At 60.8% G+C, this 16,269-nt stretch carries 12 protein-coding genes; 10 read left to right on the top strand and 2 right to left on the bottom strand.

Features of this window, described 5'->3' with window-relative positions; genetic code table 11:
- The first annotated feature begins 17 nt into the window (after nt 1-17).
- From tssC to HAP54_RS43600, 7 genes are all read left to right on the top strand, one after another.
- Nucleotides 18-1,520: a type VI secretion system contractile sheath large subunit gene (tssC, locus tag HAP54_RS43570; protein ID WP_029080200.1), complete on the top strand. Its 1,503-nt coding sequence runs from the start codon at nt 18-20 to the stop codon at nt 1,518-1,520.
- Between the two features lie 52 nt (nt 1,521-1,572).
- Entirely contained in the window at nt 1,573-2,058 is a 486-nt protein-coding gene (locus tag HAP54_RS43575; RefSeq protein ID WP_029080199.1) for an Hcp family type VI secretion system effector, read from the top strand.
- Between the two features lie 68 nt (nt 2,059-2,126).
- Nucleotides 2,127-2,675 carry a type VI secretion system baseplate subunit TssE gene (tssE, locus tag HAP54_RS43580; RefSeq protein WP_029080198.1) on the top strand — a complete coding sequence of 183 codons (549 nt, stop codon included), beginning with the start codon at nt 2,127-2,129 and terminating at the stop codon, nt 2,673-2,675.
- 1 nt (nt 2,676) lies between these two features.
- Nucleotides 2,677-4,644: a type VI secretion system baseplate subunit TssF gene (gene tssF, locus HAP54_RS43585; protein ID WP_166297558.1), complete on the top strand. Its 1,968-nt coding sequence runs from the start codon at nt 2,677-2,679 to the stop codon at nt 4,642-4,644.
- Nucleotides 4,608-5,672 carry a type VI secretion system baseplate subunit TssG gene (gene tssG, locus HAP54_RS43590; protein WP_166307011.1) on the top strand — a complete coding sequence of 355 codons (1,065 nt, stop codon included), beginning with the start codon at nt 4,608-4,610 and terminating at the stop codon, nt 5,670-5,672. The genes tssF and tssG overlap by 37 nt, the downstream gene beginning before the upstream one ends.
- Before the next feature lie 99 nt (nt 5,673-5,771).
- Nucleotides 5,772-8,408 carry a type VI secretion system ATPase TssH gene (gene tssH / locus HAP54_RS43595; protein ID WP_166297560.1) on the top strand — a complete coding sequence of 879 codons (2,637 nt, stop codon included), beginning with the start codon at nt 5,772-5,774 and terminating at the stop codon, nt 8,406-8,408.
- A gap of 5 nt (nt 8,409-8,413) precedes the next feature.
- The gene (locus HAP54_RS43600) at nt 8,414-10,000 is read left to right on the top strand and encodes a class I SAM-dependent methyltransferase (RefSeq protein ID WP_166297562.1); all 1,587 of its coding nucleotides are present in this window, start codon (nt 8,414-8,416) and stop codon (nt 9,998-10,000) included.
- Between the two features lie 85 nt (nt 10,001-10,085).
- Here HAP54_RS43600 and HAP54_RS43605 read toward each other — a convergent pair whose 3' ends face one another.
- Complete coding sequence (locus HAP54_RS43605; protein ID WP_166297563.1) at nt 10,086-10,715, bottom strand: hypothetical protein; 630 nt, start codon at nt 10,713-10,715, stop codon at nt 10,086-10,088.
- 128 nt (nt 10,716-10,843) lie between these two features.
- Here HAP54_RS43605 and HAP54_RS43610 point away from each other — a divergent pair, with 128 nt between their 5' ends.
- Together HAP54_RS43610 and HAP54_RS43615 are read left to right on the top strand one after the other, a co-directional pair.
- Nucleotides 10,844-11,722 carry a hypothetical protein gene (locus HAP54_RS43610; RefSeq protein WP_166297564.1) on the top strand — a complete coding sequence of 293 codons (879 nt, stop codon included), beginning with the start codon at nt 10,844-10,846 and terminating at the stop codon, nt 11,720-11,722.
- A 41-nt stretch (nt 11,723-11,763) separates the two neighbouring features.
- Nucleotides 11,764-13,146, top strand: a complete 1,383-nt coding sequence (locus HAP54_RS43615) for a hypothetical protein (RefSeq protein WP_166297565.1) — start codon at nt 11,764-11,766, stop codon at nt 13,144-13,146.
- 93 nt (nt 13,147-13,239) lie between these two features.
- On the opposite strand, the gene HAP54_RS43620 is transcribed toward HAP54_RS43615, so the two are convergent.
- Nucleotides 13,240-14,151 (bottom strand): methyltransferase family protein, encoded by a 912-nt coding sequence (locus HAP54_RS43620; RefSeq protein ID WP_248114358.1) that lies wholly within the window; start codon nt 14,149-14,151, stop codon nt 13,240-13,242.
- Between the two features lie 73 nt (nt 14,152-14,224).
- On the opposite strand from HAP54_RS43620, the gene HAP54_RS43625 reads away from it, so the two are divergent.
- Complete coding sequence (locus tag HAP54_RS43625; RefSeq protein ID WP_166307015.1) at nt 14,225-16,015, top strand: caspase family protein; 1,791 nt, start codon at nt 14,225-14,227, stop codon at nt 16,013-16,015.
- Nucleotides 16,016-16,269: the final 254 nt, after the last annotated feature.

Consider the following 16,269-nt stretch of genomic DNA (forward strand, 5'->3'; position numbering starts at 1 on the left):
CGCAAGGGATGGGGACCATGGCAAAAGAAGCAACTCACAAAGAGACCACCACCCAGGTCAAGACCGTCGAAGCTGACGAGTTTGCTGCCCTGCTGAAGCAAAGCTTCAAACCGCGCACCGAACGTGCGGCGACCGAAGTCGAGAACGCGGTCTCCACGCTCGTTCAAGAGGCGCTGAAGGACACGAGCGTCATCAAGTCGGACGTGCTCGACACCATCGAGGAGATGATCGCGCGGATCGATCAAAAGCTGACCGCGCAGATGAACGAGATCCTGCACGCACCCGAATTCCAGGCGATCGAGAGTGCCTGGCGCGGTCTCCACTACCTCGTCTTCAATTCCGAGACCGACGCCAACCTCAAGATCCGGGTGATGAACGTCTCCAAGACCGAGCTGTATCGGAACCTGCGGCTTTATCCCGATGCGCGCTGGGACCAGAGCCCGCTGTTCAAGCAGATCTACGAATACGAGTTCGGACAGTTGGGCGGCGAGCCATTCGGCTGCCTGATCGGCGATTACTATTTCAGCCACCTTCCGACCGACGTGCAGTTGATGCGCGATCTCAGCAAGATCGCCGGCGCAGCACACGCTCCGTTCTTCGCCGGCGCCGAGCCGACCCTGATGGGGATGGATTCATGGACTGAGCTGTCGAACCCTCGCGACATTGGCAAGGTGTTCGACACGCCGGAGTATGCGGCCTGGAAGGGACTGCGCGACCAGGACGACTCGCGCTATCTCGGCTTGTGCATGCCCCGCGTGCTGGGCCGCCTCCCTTACGGCGCGAAATCGGAGCCGGTGGAAGAATTCGCCTTCGAAGAGGAGACCGACGGGCATACCGGGGACAAATACGGCTGGATCAATGCGTCCTACGCGATGGCTGTCAACATCAATCGCGCTTTCAAGGAGTTCGGTTGGTGCACGCGCATTCGCGGCGTCCAGTCCGGCGGCGAGGTGATCAATCTGCCTACACACACCTTCCCGACTGACGACGGCGGGGTGGACCTGAAATGCCCAACCGAGATTGCCATCAGTGACCGTCGTGAACACGAACTTGCAAAATCGGGGCTGATCCCGCTGATCCATCGCAAGAACACCGACAAGGCAGCGTTCATCGGTGCCCAGTCGCTCTACAAGCCGAAGAAATACTTCGGCGAGAAGGGTGTGGACGCAACCGCATCCGACAACCTGTCGTCACGTCTACCTTACATGTTCGCCGTGTCCCGCTTTGCGCACTACCTGAAATGCATGGTTCGCGACAAGATCGGATCCATGAAGGAGAAGGATGAGCTGACGGTCTGGCTGCAGACCTGGATCAACGAGTACGTTGATGCCAACCCAGCCCTGTCGTCAGAGGCGCAGAAAGCGCGCAAGCCGCTGGCCGCTGCGAAAGTCGAGGTCATAGCAAACGAGGAGAACCCGGGATACTACAACGCACGCTTCTTCCTCCGTCCACATTTTCAATTGGAAGCGATGGACGTCGGTCTCAGCCTTGTTTCGCGCCTGCCAGGCCCGAGCTCCTGACGCCGAGTTATCGCAACCGTCACTCATCCAGGTTTTTTGAAAGGACTATACTATGGCTGTCGACATCTTTCTGAAACTCGATCCGATCAAGGGCGAGTCGCTCGACGACAAACACAAGGACGAGATCGACATCTTGAGTTGGTCGTTTGGCGAGAGCCAAAGCGGCACCTTCCACAGCGGCTCGGGCGGCGGCGCCGGCAAGGTCAACATGCAGGATCTCCACTTCACGCACTTCGTTGACAAGGCGACGCCTGAACTCTTCAAGGTCTGCGCCAACGGCAAGCACATCGATACCGCGATCCTCACTGTCCGCAAGGCCGGTGAAAATCCGCTGGAATATCTCAAGATCGAGATGAAGCACGTCCTGGTCGCCAGCGTATCGACCGGCGGATCGCACGGCGAAGATCGTCTCACCGAAAACGTGAGCTTGAACTTCGCGAAGGTGAAGATGATCTACAAGACCCAGACGGAAAAGGGCGGCGCCGGCGCATCGCCGACCTTCGGCTGGGACGTTCCGGCCAACAAGGAATGGGCCTGATCGAAAGCTTCCTGCTCGGCGCCGGCTGCCAATAGTGGCAATCGGCGCCGGCGGTATGGGGACCGTCGATGACCGTTACGCCAAAGAAGGACCGGCTTTCTCCTCCGTTGATGCTGGCCTTTCGCGCGGCCCACGAGGCTCGTGATTCGCGCAAGAAGATCGAGCTGCGCGATCAGTTCGGCGAGCGCGTCATAGCGGGGCGGCGCAGTGTCGGCCGTTTCCCGATCTCCGAAACGTTGCTGAGGCGAGAGGTCTCGCATGATCTCGAAACTCTTCTCAATACAATTGCTCTCGAATCGACCCTGGACTTGACAGGCCGTGACTGTGTCCGGACCTCGATCCTGAACTACGGCTTTCCCGATATCGCAAACCGGTCGATCGACGACGTGACGGACGAAGAGCTCAGCGATGCCCTGCGCACGTCGCTCACGACCTATGAACCCAGGCTCGACCGCAAATCGATCCGGGTCCGGCGTGATACCTCGGTCGGCCCCGAGCAGCTCAAGCTTCGCTTCATCGTGCACACCGACCTGAAGTGCGAGCCGCTCAACGTGCCCGTGGAATTCGTCGCCGACGTCGATCTCGACAGCGGCGATATACAGATCAATCGAATGTAGCATGAATCGCGAGTTCCTCGACTTCTACAACCGTGAACTGTCGCTGCTGTACGAGCATGCGGAAGACTTTGCCGAGGAATATCCTGGCATCGCGGAGCGCCTCGGCGGCCTGATCCGCGATCGCTCAGACCCAATGATTTCGGGCCTGCTCGAAGGCGCCGCGTTCCTTGCTGCTCGCGTTCAGCTCAAGCTCAAGCACGAATTTCCGGAGTTCACGGCAAACCTGCTCGAACAGCTGGTTCCGAACTACCTCGCGCCAACTCCGTCCGCCATGCTGGTCAAGGCACAGCCGACCTATGCCGATCCGGCATTGCGGGACGGCAGGAAAATCGCGCGGGGCGCCTACTTCGATGCGAGCTATCGCGAAAGGGAACGTAGCCTTGCCTGCCGTTTCCGGCTCTGCCGCGATATCGTGCTTTGGCCGTTTGACGTCACCGGCGCCGAATATTTTGCGACCGCGGGCGCATTGCAGGCCCTCGGGATTCCAGTCGGCGGAGAGGTCATTGCGGGGCTCAGGCTTTCCTTGACCCACCGTACCGCCGCGCGGCTCGACGAAGAGCCGGCAGACGCGGAGGCGCGCAGCAAACCAGAAACCTGGTTCGCCGGCTGCCGCACCAGCGAACTGCCCATCTATCTGACCGGCGCCGAGTCAGACGCTATCGCACTTTACGAACAATTGACCTCGAACTGCGTCGGCCTCTATTTTCGTTATCTCGACGATTTCGGCGATCCGGTCGTCATCCGGGCTCCGAACGACTGTGTGCAGCAAGTCGGCTTCAGCGAGAACGAATCTCTGTTTCCGAACGATAACCGGGTCTTTCGCGGCTCGGAGCTGTTGCGGGAATATTTCGTGTTTCCGCGCAAATTCCTTGGCGTCAATCTGACGGGACTTCGCGCCGTGATGCCACGGTTGCGCAGCAAGTCCATCGATATCGTCTTCGCGTTCGATGAGCACAACTCACGGCTTGCCGCCTCTGTCCGGGCGGAGACTTTCAGTCTCTACACCGCCCCGGCAATCAACCTGTTCGAGAAAACCAGCGATCGCATCCCGGTCAAATCGAATACCCACGAATACCACGTGGTGCCCGACCGAAGCCGCTATCTCGAATACGAGCCGCACCAGGTGCTGGAGGTTTACGCGCACTTTCCGGCAGAAAAGGACAAGCGGCACGTGCGTCCGCTGTACTCCGCCGCCGTCGACCGGACAGCCGGATCGGTCGAGGGACTTTATTTTACCGTTCGTCGGCTACCACGGCGCCGCACCGTCGAAGAGAAGACATATGGCGCGGCCTCCGACTACACCGGGACGGACATGTTCCTTTCGCTGCTCGAGCCCGGCGACCTGAGCGGCGACGGATCCGCCGCCGAGCTGAGCGTCCGGGCGTTGTGCTCCAACCGGCATCTTACGGAACATCTGCCGGTCGGCCAGGGCGGAGCCGACTTTCGCCTGTTGGATGACACCTCGCTCGAGCTGATGTGCATAGCCGGTCCCACCCGGCCACGCGAGCCGGTGGTGGCGCAGTTGCGCAGTCGCAGCGAAATCGCCAATAGCGGCGTTGTCAGTTGGCGCCTGATCAACATGCTGAGTCTGAACTATCTCGGCCTCGTGGAACGCAGCGGCGGTAAGAACGCCGGAGCGCTGCGGGAGATGCTGTCATTGTTCGCCGACCAGTTCGACGACGCTACGGAACGAAAGATTCGCGGCGTGCGCAGCGTCGAGAGCAGGCCCGTGGTGCGGCGGGTGCGTGAGCGTACTGGCAGTGGCGCAGCGCGCGGCCTGGAGATCACCGTCACGCTCGACGAGAAGGCATTCGAAGGCAGTGGCGTGTTCCTGCTCGGGGCTGTGCTGGAACGCTTCTTCGCCGACTATTCGGGCTTCAACACCTTCACCCAAACCGTCATCTCGACTTCGGAACGCGGCGAGATCATGCGCTGGCCGGCCCGCATGGGCACCCGGAGGCCGCTGTGACGCTGATCGACCAGATGAAGGCCGAGCCCTGGCGGTTCGATTTCTTCCAGACGCTCCGCCAGCTCGAGCGATCCAATCCGGATCGGCCGCGGATCGGCGACAGCGCTGCGCGTCGCGAGGAATTTGTTGACCTCGGTCAAACCCCCTATCTGGAATTTCCCGCTTCCAATCTGAGCTCGGTCGACGACCGCGATGGCAGGCTCAGAATCCTGGTCAAATTCCTCGGTCTGCTCGGACCGCAGGGCGCACTGCCGCTGGCCACCACCGATGAGAGCCTCGGCTGGCAGTTGATGCGAGACGACGCTTTTCCGCGCTTTCTCGACCTTCTCAATGGACGCTTTCTGCAATTGTTCTTTCGTGCCTGGGCGGACGCACGCCCGATCGCGCAGCATGACAGGCCATCGGATGACCGCTTCATCGCCTATGTCGGCTCCTTTGCCGGCCTCGGCTCTGATATCTTTGCCAATCGAGACACGGTACCGGACATGGCGAAGCTCAGCTTCGCCGGACTGGTCTCACCCAGGGCGAAATCCGCGTCACGACTGGCCCGACTGCTGCAGGGGCTGTTCGATGTCAGGGTCGAGATCGACGAATTTGTTGGCACCTGGCTCCCGTTCGACTCGAGCCATTGCAGCCGCCTCGGCGCGGCGCACGCCAAGCTCGGCCACGACGCGCTTCTGGGCTCGCGGGTGTTCAGTGTCGAAGACAAGATCAGGGTTCGCGTTTTCGTGAAGGATTTTGCTCAGTACGAGCAGTTCCTGCCCACCGAAGTGCCTAACCTCTCCGAGCCCCTGGCTGACGCCGTCTACTTCTATATCGGCGACGAACTCGAGTGGGAGGTGGAACTCGCCATTCCGGCGGGAGCGGTCGTCCCGATGAAGCTGGGACAGAGCGGACGCCTTGGGTGGACCAGCTGGGTTTCACCGAACTGGGCCTCGACCGAGGAATATCGCCGCGATGCTCGCTTTCACCTTGCCGAGCGTCTGAGAGCCCGGCGAAGCGCCGCGACAGACGCCCCGCCGATTTGAACCAATGCACCGGTCCGATTGTCCTAACATCATGGAATGCGCGCCAGTTTCCACGATGAGCCGGACATCGCCCGGGGGAATTGAGCAGGAGGCCCCACCGTGACCGACATCAGCCTTGAGGCCGTGACTGGAAAACTGAACCGCGCTGGCTACGATGCCTTCATACAAGCCCTGCGCCACGCCAAAAGCGCGAGCAACCGCAACATCGAGCTCGCACACTGGCTGTTTCACATCCTGCAGCAGGAAAGGACGGACCTCAGCCTCGCGGTGGATCACTACAAGCTCGACCGCGCGCGGCTGCTGTCGGACCTCGCAGGCGTCATCAACGGCTTCCGCAAGAACGAAACCGACATGCCGGGGGTCGCCAATTCGGTCATCGATATTCTCGACCGTGGCTGGCACTATGCCACGCTGTTCTTCGGCGAGACCCAGATCCGCACCGGCCATCTCCTGGTCGCCGGACTGAAATCGAATGAGATCCGTCGTGCGCTCAACAACATCTCGCAGGAATTCGCCAAGATAAACGTAGACGCATTGGCTGCGGAGCACCGCGCTGTCTGGGCAGGCTCCGAGGAAGAGACCATGCGTCCGATGGACGGCTCCGGATTGGCCGGTGCCGGCACCGACGGCGCGGACCGGGCAAGTCCCAAAGGAACAACACCGCTCGACAGGTTCTCCCAGGATCTCACCGCCAAGGCCAAGTCGGGCCAGATGGACCCGATCCTCGGTCGAGACGACGAGATCCGCCAATTGATCGACGTGCTGATGCGCCGGCGGCAAAACAATCCAATTCTCACCGGCGAAGCCGGCGTCGGCAAGACCGCCGTGGTCGAGGGATTTGCGCAGCGCATTGCCGCTGGCGAAGTGCCGCCGCCACTGCGCAACGTCAGGCTCTGCGCGCTCGACATCGGCCTGATGCAGGCCGGCGCCTCGATGAAGGGCGAGTTCGAGCAGCGCCTGCGCTCGGTGATCGACGAGGTACAGAATTCCCCTACCCCCATCATCCTGTTCATCGACGAAGCTCACACGCTGATCGGCGCTGGTGGCGCGGCCGGCACCGGTGACGCGGCCAATCTGCTTAAACCTCCCCTCGCCCGCGGCACGCTGCGTACGATCGCCGCCACCACCTGGGCAGAGTATCGCCAGTACATCGAGAAGGACCCCGCGCTCACACGACGCTTCCAGCCGATCCACGTCGATGAGCCGGATGTCGAGACCTGCTGCATCATGCTGCGCGGCCTCCTCGGCCCGATGGAGAAGCACCATGGCGTTCGCATTTCGGACGCCGCGATCGTGACCGCGGTCAACCTGTCGCATCGCTACATTCCATCTCGACAGCTGCCGGACAAGGCGGTCAGCCTGCTGGACACTGCCTCGGCACGGGTAGCCATCAGCCAGAGCGCAACGCCGGCCCTGATCGAGGACGCTCGCGTCGCCATAGCGGCTCGCGAGGCCGAACGATCAGCGCTGGTCAGCGACGGCGATCTCGGGGACGAGAACGCCGAGCGCATTACCGCAATCGACGGCGACATAGCGGCGCTGAAGGACAAACTGACCGGCCTGGAGGCCGATTGGGCCAAGGAACAGGAGCTCGTCAAGGACATCCGCAGCATCCGCGAAATCCTCTCCGGAAGCGGAGACGAAGATCGGGCCGCGGAACGCGTGGAGTTGCGCGGCAAGTTTGAGACCCTGGAGGGCATCAATCCGGAAAAGCGGATGATCTATGCCCATGTGGACCAACAGTCGGTGGCCTCTGTCGTGTCCGACTGGACTGGTATCCCGACCGGCAGAATGATGCGTGACGAAATCGAGACCGTCCTGAAGCTGCCCGAAATCCTCAATCGCCGCGTGGTTGGCCAGTCCCATGGACTGACGATGATTGCCAAGAGAATCGAGACCAGCCGCGCCAAGTTGGACAACCCGTCCAAGCCGATTGGCGTTTTCATGCTGGCCGGACCGTCTGGGGTGGGCAAGACAGAAACTGCCCTTGCGCTTGCCGAAACCCTTTATGGCGGCGAGCAGAACATGATCACGATCAACATGTCGGAGTTCCAGGAGGCGCATACGGTCTCGACCTTGAAGGGAGCACCTCCGGGTTATGTCGGCTATGGTGAAGGCGGTCGGCTCACCGAAGCGGTCCGGCGCAAGCCTTACAGCGTTATCCTGCTCGACGAGGTGGAGAAGGCCCATCCCGACGTCCATGAGATTTTCTTCCAGGTGTTCGATAAGGGGGTCATGGAGGACGGTAACGGTCGGCGAATCGACTTCAAGAACACGTTGATCATTCTGACCACAAACGTCGGCACTGATCTCATCATGGGCCTGGCGCGCGATCCAAAGTATCGCAACGAGCCGGAAGAACTCGCCAGGCTGCTGCGGCCCGAATTGCTGAAGGTGTTCCCTGCCGCGTTGCTTGGGCGCATTGTTTCGATCCCCTACTTCCCACTTTCGGACGAGATGCTTGCCGGCATCGTCAGATTGCAGCTCGACCGGATCGGACAGCGCTTGCGCGATAATCACAAGGCTGCCTTCGGCTACGACGATGCAGTCGTCGAGCACATCGTATCCCGTTGCAACGATCCGGACTCCGGCGGGCGGATGATCGATAACATCATCACCAACACGCTGCTGCCCGAACTGTCGCGTGAATTCCTCAGCAAGTCTCTCGCCAAGGAGGAAGTCAAGCAGACGCGCGTCTCGATCGTGAACGACAAGTTTGCATATTCGTGGAACTGACTGCGATGAACATCCAGACCGAGCACCGCCAGCCGACCACCGGTACCACGGCATACGATGAGGTGTATTATCCAGGGCACGTCTACGGACACACTCACCCGAACCATCTGGCGGCAATCGCAACGGTCTATGGCATGCAGCCGGCTCCGGTCGAGCGCTGCCGCGTTCTCGAGCTCGGCTGCGGCGTTGGCGGCAACTTGTTGCCGATGGCCTTTCAATATCCAGACAGCGAGTTCATCGGTATCGACCTGAGCGGCGCTACCGTCGAACGCGGCCAGCGAAATATCGCCGCATTGGGCTTGAGTAACATCAAGCTCCTGCATTGCGATATCATGGATGTCGACGCCGCCTTCGGACAGTTCGACTACATCATCGCGCATGGCGTGTATTCATGGGTACCCCCGAACGTGCGCGAGAAGATGATGAGCATCTTCAAGCAGAACCTGGCACCCCAAGGGCTCTGCTACGTCAGCTATAACGCGCACCCGTTCTCGCATCTCCGCGACATGGTCCGCGACATGATGCGTTACCACACAAGGCACATCACCGGGATGAAGGAAAAAGTGGGACAAGCTCGTGCCATCGTGAAATTTCTCAGCGACGGCTCGAAGTCCAACTCGGTGCACGGTGCAGTCATGCGCGATCAGTGCAACCGCGTCCTCAAGGCTCCGGACGAATTGCTTTTTCACGACGATCTCGATCAGGGCGCGACGGCCTTCCTGTTGCACGAAGTCGTCGAAGACGCTGGCCGGCACGGGCTGCAATATCTGAGCGACTCCGATTTCTCGCGACGCTATCTTGCCGGTTACACCGAAGATGTCCGCGCCACGCTGCAGCGCTTTCCCGAAAGCGAGTTCATGGCGCGCGATCAGTATCAGGACTTCATCGACGGCAACGGGTTTCGGCGTACGTTGCTCTGCCACGATGGCATCTCCCTTGACCGCCAGGTCGATCTCGACTTCATCACCCGGTTCTATCTGCTGAGCGCCACCAGCCAACGTCGCCCCGAAGTCTGCCTGACCGACGAGTCCGAGATGGAATTTGAGACTCAGGACGGCAGCCGAATCACGGTGACCAAGCCGCTCCTGAAGGCTGCGCATCTTTGTCTCGGCCGGGCCTGGCCGCGCGCACTCTCATTCACTGAACTGCTCGATGGCGCCCGGACGCTGCTCGAGGGCCGGCAAACAGGCGATGACCAACGGATATTGACGGAAGCGCTGTACATCCTGGCATGCAGCGGAGAGATCTCCTTTCTGAAATCACCACCCTTTCTCGTGAAGGAAGCCACTGAACGCCCGCAGGCGAGCCTGCTCGCCCGCAGACAGGCGCAGACCGGCCCGCTGGTCACCAACCTGCTCCACCAGACCGTACAGTTGGAGGACGACAGGACGCGCCAGTTCCTGCAGTTGCTCGACGGTTCTCGGACGATCGGGCAAATTGCAGCCGAAATGACTGAACTCTTCGAACCGACCATCCAGGTCAAACAAGTGGATGATGCCGGGCAGCCCGCCGAGCCGCTGCTGCTCTCGACCCGAGACAGCGTTGACCGTTCGCTGGCGACGGTCGGAAAGCTGGGTTTGCTGGTTGCCTGACGCTTTCAACGGCGTCGACCTCGGTAAGGAACCGGCGGCAGCGAGCAGGTCCGCCAGTTCGTGGAGCGGACGCAGCCCCGTCCCATCAACCATCGTGGGTGTATTGTTGGCCGAGGAGCCATCCGGTGAGAATGCCGCCAGGTCCGCTGGCATAGACCGAATTAAGGCCCACACCGGCGCGCAACATCCGCCACTCATGTTCGCCGACCCAGGGAATGCCGGGATCACCCTTCTGATATTGCGACAGCAGCGTTCGGGCGACCTCTGCGGCATTGGCGTAGATCGGGCCGTTCGCCCAGCGGGGTCGCGGTAGACCTGTCATGCGGCAATAGAGCGCAGTGCAGACATAGGCGGACGCCTCCTCCGCATTGGCGTCAAGGCCGGTGCGCAGCAGATCGTAAGCCGCATGCAAGGCCTCATGGACGATATAGGCTTCGTCCATCCGCCCCGTCGCCGACACGACCTCCAGCGTATTCGCCGCGACGACGGTACCATCCGCCCGTGTTCGCGCGACATCGTTATATTGTGCCGCAACACCTGCCGCGAGGTCCGTCGGCACTCCGACGCTGACCTGTCCCAACCGGATCGCGCGTGCGACGTGATGGAACGTTTGCGGTGCAATCGTCACGTGGCTGCCACGGATCGGAAACCGAAAGCGCATGCGCGCGACCGCCGGGCCGTTGAGCACGTCTAGCACCCTGCTCCGAAGTGACATCGGATCGTCCTTGCTCTTTACATTGATCCACGAATGGTGGTCGGCCTTTCCGTTTGGGAGGTTCAGTTGAACCCGGCCCCGTCCGGACCAGACCAATCGGAGACTGGCTTTGACTCTGAGGCGGCCCCGTGACGACCACCGACCCGACCACGACCGACACCTACCGGAAGATCGCCGCGCGGCTAACCATGCTTCGGCCACAGATCGATCTGTCGAAATATTTCGCTGGGCCGAATCCCAATGTCCGCCTCTATGACGAAAAGGCCTATATCCGACGTCAATTGGAGAAGTACGGCGTGGCGGCCGCGACGAGCACGCTCGACGGCGTCACGTTTCTGCCGAAGGATTGGGAAGACCTGATCAAGGTGCTGCGGATTGCCAAGACGTCGGACGGATTCGACGCCTTCGCCGAAGGGAAAAGCCCGGAGAAACCGTCGCATTGGGCCCTCGATCTGTCGATGGCGGCGACAATCGGCACCGGATTTCGGGAGATCTGGCGCCCAAGGCTATCCGACCGGCCGCTCTCGACGCGAGACCTTCCGGGCCGGCACGGCTTCGGGTTGGGGCGCGGCCGAGGGCAATGGAGCGACGACTATAGTGCGCAGTTCGGCAAGGACCCGCAGCCGCAAGACATCACGTCGCTGCATTTCGCAGTAGCACCCGACCGGGTCAACGTTCACATCGACGAGACGGGCTTCGTGTTCGAGGGCGCAGACGGCGCCCTCACGGTCGGACCGAATTTCGGGCACCACGCCGTCAATGAACTGTTCTGGAAGAGCAACCCTCACCTGCCGCGCTGGGCGATCGATCACATCGACCTGATCCTGCCGAACAGCGCCAACGATTTTTCGCGATTTGGCGTTTCGCTCGACATATTTCAGCGGAAGAACTTTCGCGTTACGGTCACGGGGTCCTGCGGAATTTTCGGCGGATTCGAGTGCTCGGGAACGTTGAGCGTCAGTGGGACGCACGACCTGCTAGGCTCCAAGCCAAGAGGCGCGCGCTGACGTTCCGCCACTGATAACGACCACATTGCTGGTGATCAGTCATGCCGCAATTGAAAGACAAAGTCGGTCGGTTTGCCGCGACGGGTCGCAGCTGCCAGAACTGGAAGCAAGACCAGGAGCTGGTCATTTCGCTGCTCAACAAGATCGCCATTTCCGACGGAGGCGCCGAGACCACGCTCAAACCGCAATTGGTCGTGACGGGTCACGCCAGCGACAGCCTCTACAGCTCGATTCTGTATTTCCAGCAGAAAAACTTCCCGGGCACGCCCGACGGCTATATTCGGCCTGGCGGCCCAACGTTCAGCCGGCTCCTCGACCTCGCGACAAAGGTGGCCGCCAAGCCTTCCCCTCCAAAGGGTCAATGGGATGCGATCTCTACGCCATCCGTCGATGCCGCACTTCGCAAGGGTTTGCTCGACGATTCCAAGCTGGATTACGCGGAAGTGGTCGATATCATCAGGGCGACCGTCGCGGACGGCACCGTCACTTCATTCGAGCTGGACGACCTGACCACCATTGCGAGCACCTCCAGAACGCTCTCTCCGACTTCGAAAAAGCTCATCACGCTCTTCGTCGGCGACGAAAAGAAGAAGTGGCTCGGAGTTGGACCGTATGACCTCAATTCGGATCAAAAGAAGCTCGCCGCGGAGATGGTCTGTGATTTCCTCAAGAATACGAGGACCACATTCTTTCCGAAGCTCGACCCGCACCGCGTCGGGATCGGGATTCTCAGGCGCATTGCGAAGCCGAGCCTCATCGATCAGGATCAGGCAAGCTTGTGTGGCCCCTCCGCGCTGATGTTCAGCTACGCGTCCGACAAGCCGGGGCAGTATGCGCGGTTCGCCATCGACCTGTATCAAAAGGGGCAAGCGAGCCTCGGCCGCCTGCTGATCAAGCCGGGAAAGGACGTGAAGAACTACACGCCGCCCTACTCGCTGGACCACGTCGATTGGCTGACATGCGCCTCCATCCGCGACTCCGAAAATTGGTTCCTCGATTTTGACGACACCGGCAGAATAAGCGATGTCGCGGGGATCACGCTGCCGAGCGAAATGGAGCAATGGTTCCGCAAGGCGGGATACCGGGACGTGCGCGAGGAAACCAATCTGAAATTCAGCAAGGGCATCGACAGCGTCAACGAAGCCAACGCCCTGCTCGCCGGCGGATATCGCGTATGCCTTTTCATAAGCGCCAACATGATCGAGTTTGATGACCAATCTGATGAAGGCTCCGTGTTGACGAGGCACTGGGTCGTCTTGCGTGACAGGATACAAGTGTCGAACGGAAACGTGACGACAACGATCTTCACATGGGGCAAAGGAGATTACGCGATACCGCATCCGGGCAAAGGAGGCGCTCTGAAGCCCCTCGCCCTTGGGGACTTTGTTATGAATTATTACGGGTACGTTGCCGCCAAACCGTAACTGGCCCTCGCTGGTATCCGCGGTCTGCCGCGACGATTCCCTCAGTCGTCCCAGCCTCTACAGGTGACATCGGGATCGCCGCGCAGCGCGGCGTCAGGCTTGCGGATCGACGGCCTTGGTCGACAGCTTCCGGCCCGCGTGACGAGCCAATCGCCCCATGCATGTGGGGATCAGTCTTGCCGGGATCAGCAAGGGCGTTCTCGCAGCGTAGGCGTCATATTCGGGGAAAGCCAGCCGGAGAATCCGCTCTTCGTTGATCATGCGCCGGCATTGAATCGTCACAATCACAATCGCGATGAGCGCGGCGAGCGGTGAAAGCACCTGGAGTGTCACGCCGATGAGGGCAACCATCTCACAAAGGTAGAGGGGATGCCGGACGATTCGGTAAGGCCCGTTCGTCACAAGGCGTCTTGCCTCGGCCAGAATGCTGAAGGATTTGCCCAACCAGCGAAGGACCACAATACACAGTGAGGTCGCCACCAGGATCAGTGCCGTGGACAGGATCGACCAGATTGGACCGAGCTCCGCCTTTGGAAGGAACGCGAGCGCGATGCTTAGGAAAGTGCCCAACAAGGCTGATATCCGCGTCTCAATACCCTTCGACTTCATGATGGGGACCAGGCGGGTCATGGTCGTCACTGCCACCAGGCTGAGAAAAAGCACGTTTGCCATGTGGGCAGCGACCATCAGCAGCTTGGGAAAACTGTCCAACGGGAGCAGGTGCGGGATGCCAGCGGCGCCGACAACAGCAGACCCGCCGTAGATGATGATCACTGCGGTTCTCGCGGTCCAGTCCAGCCAGGGATTGACGCCAAAACTGGCGTTCCCGTTGCTGGCTGTCGCGGGGTCCGTCTGGCTGAGCTTTACGTCAGTCACAGCACTGATCTCGCCCGTTCGAAAATCGCGGTTACTAAAAGCCACGCCTCCGGGAAGGTCAATCGGCCGGCCAGGGCGCGCCATCTTGCCGCCCCGGTTCCACTTTCCGCAGATTGCCTTGCGGATCATCGACATGCGATTGAACCGTTTCGGTCGTGACGCCACACATGTAGAAGACATTCATTTGAACAGTAGCATCGCCATGCGTGCACGCTGCTTCGCAAAACTGCGACAAATTTGCCTCTTTCTTATCGTGCTGCTGTTTTGTCAGCCGGCATCGGCTGCGAGCCGTGTCGCCCTCGTTATTGGCAATTCTTCATACAAGAACGCGGCGCCCCTCTCGAACCCAGTCAACGACGCCCAGATTGTCGAGGCGACACTGAAGAATGCGGGTTTTGACGTGGTTCAAACTCGCCTGGATCTTCAGGCGGCCGAGATGCGACGTGCGCTGCGCGATTTTGCCGACCAGTCGCGCGACGCGGATGTTGCTGTCGTCTATTATGCTGGTCATGGCATCGAGATCGAAGGTACGAACTATCTGATCCCGGTCGATGCCACCCTCGAGCGCGATACGGACGTCTATGACGAGGCGTTTTCGCTCGATCGGGTCCTGCTGGCCGTTGAACCGGCAAGGCAACTGCGGCTTGTGATTCTCGACGCTTGCCGCAACAATCCTTTCTCCGACAAAATGAAGCGAACGGTTGGCTCGCGCGCGATCAGCCGCGGCCTTGCCCGCATTGAGCCCCCGACATCGAATACGCTCGTGGCCTTTGCCGCCAAGGCTGGCTCGACGGCGTCGGACGGCAACAGCAAGAACAGTCCGTACGCATCCGCACTGGTGAAGTATATCGGAACTCCCGGCCTGGATTTGCGCAGGGTGTTCGGTTTCGTCCGCGACGACGTGATGAAAGCAACAGGTAATCGGCAGGAGCCGTACGTCTACGGCACCCTTGGCGGCGACGATGTGCCGCTGGTGCCAGCCAAGGAAGTTGCCAAGGAAACTGCCAAGCAAACTGCCAAGGAAGTTGCCCGGGAAGCCGCCCCAGCGCCAACGCCGCGGTCCGAAATGCGGTATGACTACGAGCTCGCGCTGCAGGTCGGCAACAAGGATGCATTGAACTTTTTCATCGCCCAGTATCCTGACAGTTACTACGCAAATCTGGCAAAGCTTCAGCTTGCCAAGGTTGATGCGGAGGAGAAGCGTGCCGCTGCGGCCGAAAAAGCGCGTCAGGCGGAGCAGGAACAGGCCCGGCTCATCAACCAGGGCGCTCAACAGACGCAACTCGCCAAGGCGGCCTCGGACCTGAAAGCAGCACAGGAAGCTCGGGCGGTCGCTGAGGCAGCCAAGGAAGTCGCGCAACAACAAGCGGCTCAGGCTGAACAGAAGCGTCCCGCGGCTGAGAGCGCCGCGACCGCCGCTAAGAGCACCGCGCCAGCAGCTCCCTCCGCGCCAGACCAACCGCGAGAGCCGAGCGCAAATGCGGGTCCCAAGGTGGCCGCGCTGCCCAGTCCGCAGGCGACCGTGCAGCCAACAGCACCAGCCGCGGTTGCCAAATTGCTACAGACCGAATTGCGCCGGGTTGGTTGCTTCACAGGATCGCTCAGCGGGGAATGGGACACGGAATCGCGGCGCTCGCTCGAGCTGTTCAACCGAAACGCCGGCACCAAGTTCGACGCAAAAGTCGCCAACGCCGATGCGCTTGACGCGATCAAGCTCAAAACGGCGCGAGTTTGTCCCTTGATTTGCGGATCCGGCCTTAGGCGAGACGGCGATCGCTGTGTCAAGATTACCTGTGCCGCAGGTTACTTCCTCAATGACGACGACGAATGCGAGAGGCGCAAGGCACGTCATGCCCCGTCCGCCAGGCTCGAGCGCGGGAGCAGGGATCGCGAGGCGGAGGCTCCGGCAAGACCCGCACGGCCGAAGGCCGAGGCCAACGCAGGCAGAAGGGGCGACGGCGGAATGCCCTTCATGCCCTTCTTCTTTCCCTGACGGGTCTGTTGCCGCAATCGGTGCACGTTCATCCGGTGGTCGATTGCACCCGGTCCCGAGTGCGTCGAGATTCGACCTGACGGTACAATTCACATCCTACTGAAGGCGCCTCCCCTGGTGGCAGCGCCGGAACTGATGGACCCGTTCGATGCCCGGCGTCGCGAGCGCGACTAAGGTCTCGCCGACGGTACCAAGCAAAAGTACTTCTACGCTTGGCGCGGCGGTCCGCTGTTCAAAGGCGAGAATAACGAGCC

Origin of the sequence: Bradyrhizobium sp. 2S1, assembly GCF_011516625.5 — a bacterium.
Classification (GTDB): domain Bacteria; phylum Pseudomonadota; class Alphaproteobacteria; order Rhizobiales; family Xanthobacteraceae; genus Bradyrhizobium; species Bradyrhizobium septentrionale.

What these genes read in the sequence shown, in the direction of transcription:
- tssC (WP_029080200.1), top strand. Translation starts at nt 18, where the DNA reads ATGGCAAAAGAAGCAACTCACAAAGAGACCACCACCCAGGTCAAGACC.
- HAP54_RS43575 (WP_029080199.1), top strand. Translation starts at nt 1,573, where the DNA reads ATGGCTGTCGACATCTTTCTGAAACTCGATCCGATCAAGGGCGAGTCG.
- tssE (WP_029080198.1), top strand. Translation starts at nt 2,127, where the DNA reads ATGACCGTTACGCCAAAGAAGGACCGGCTTTCTCCTCCGTTGATGCTG.
- tssF (WP_166297558.1), top strand. Translation starts at nt 2,677, where the DNA reads ATGAATCGCGAGTTCCTCGACTTCTACAACCGTGAACTGTCGCTGCTG.
- HAP54_RS43600 (WP_166297562.1), top strand. Translation starts at nt 8,414, where the DNA reads ATGAACATCCAGACCGAGCACCGCCAGCCGACCACCGGTACCACGGCA.
- HAP54_RS43605 (WP_166297563.1), bottom strand. Translation starts at nt 10,715, where the DNA reads ATGTCACTTCGGAGCAGGGTGCTAGACGTGCTCAACGGCCCGGCGGTC.
- HAP54_RS43615 (WP_166297565.1), top strand. Translation starts at nt 11,764, where the DNA reads ATGCCGCAATTGAAAGACAAAGTCGGTCGGTTTGCCGCGACGGGTCGC.
- HAP54_RS43620 (WP_248114358.1), bottom strand. Translation starts at nt 14,151, where the DNA reads ATGATCCGCAAGGCAATCTGCGGAAAGTGGAACCGGGGCGGCAAGATG.
- HAP54_RS43625 (WP_166307015.1), top strand. Translation starts at nt 14,225, where the DNA reads ATGCGTGCACGCTGCTTCGCAAAACTGCGACAAATTTGCCTCTTTCTT.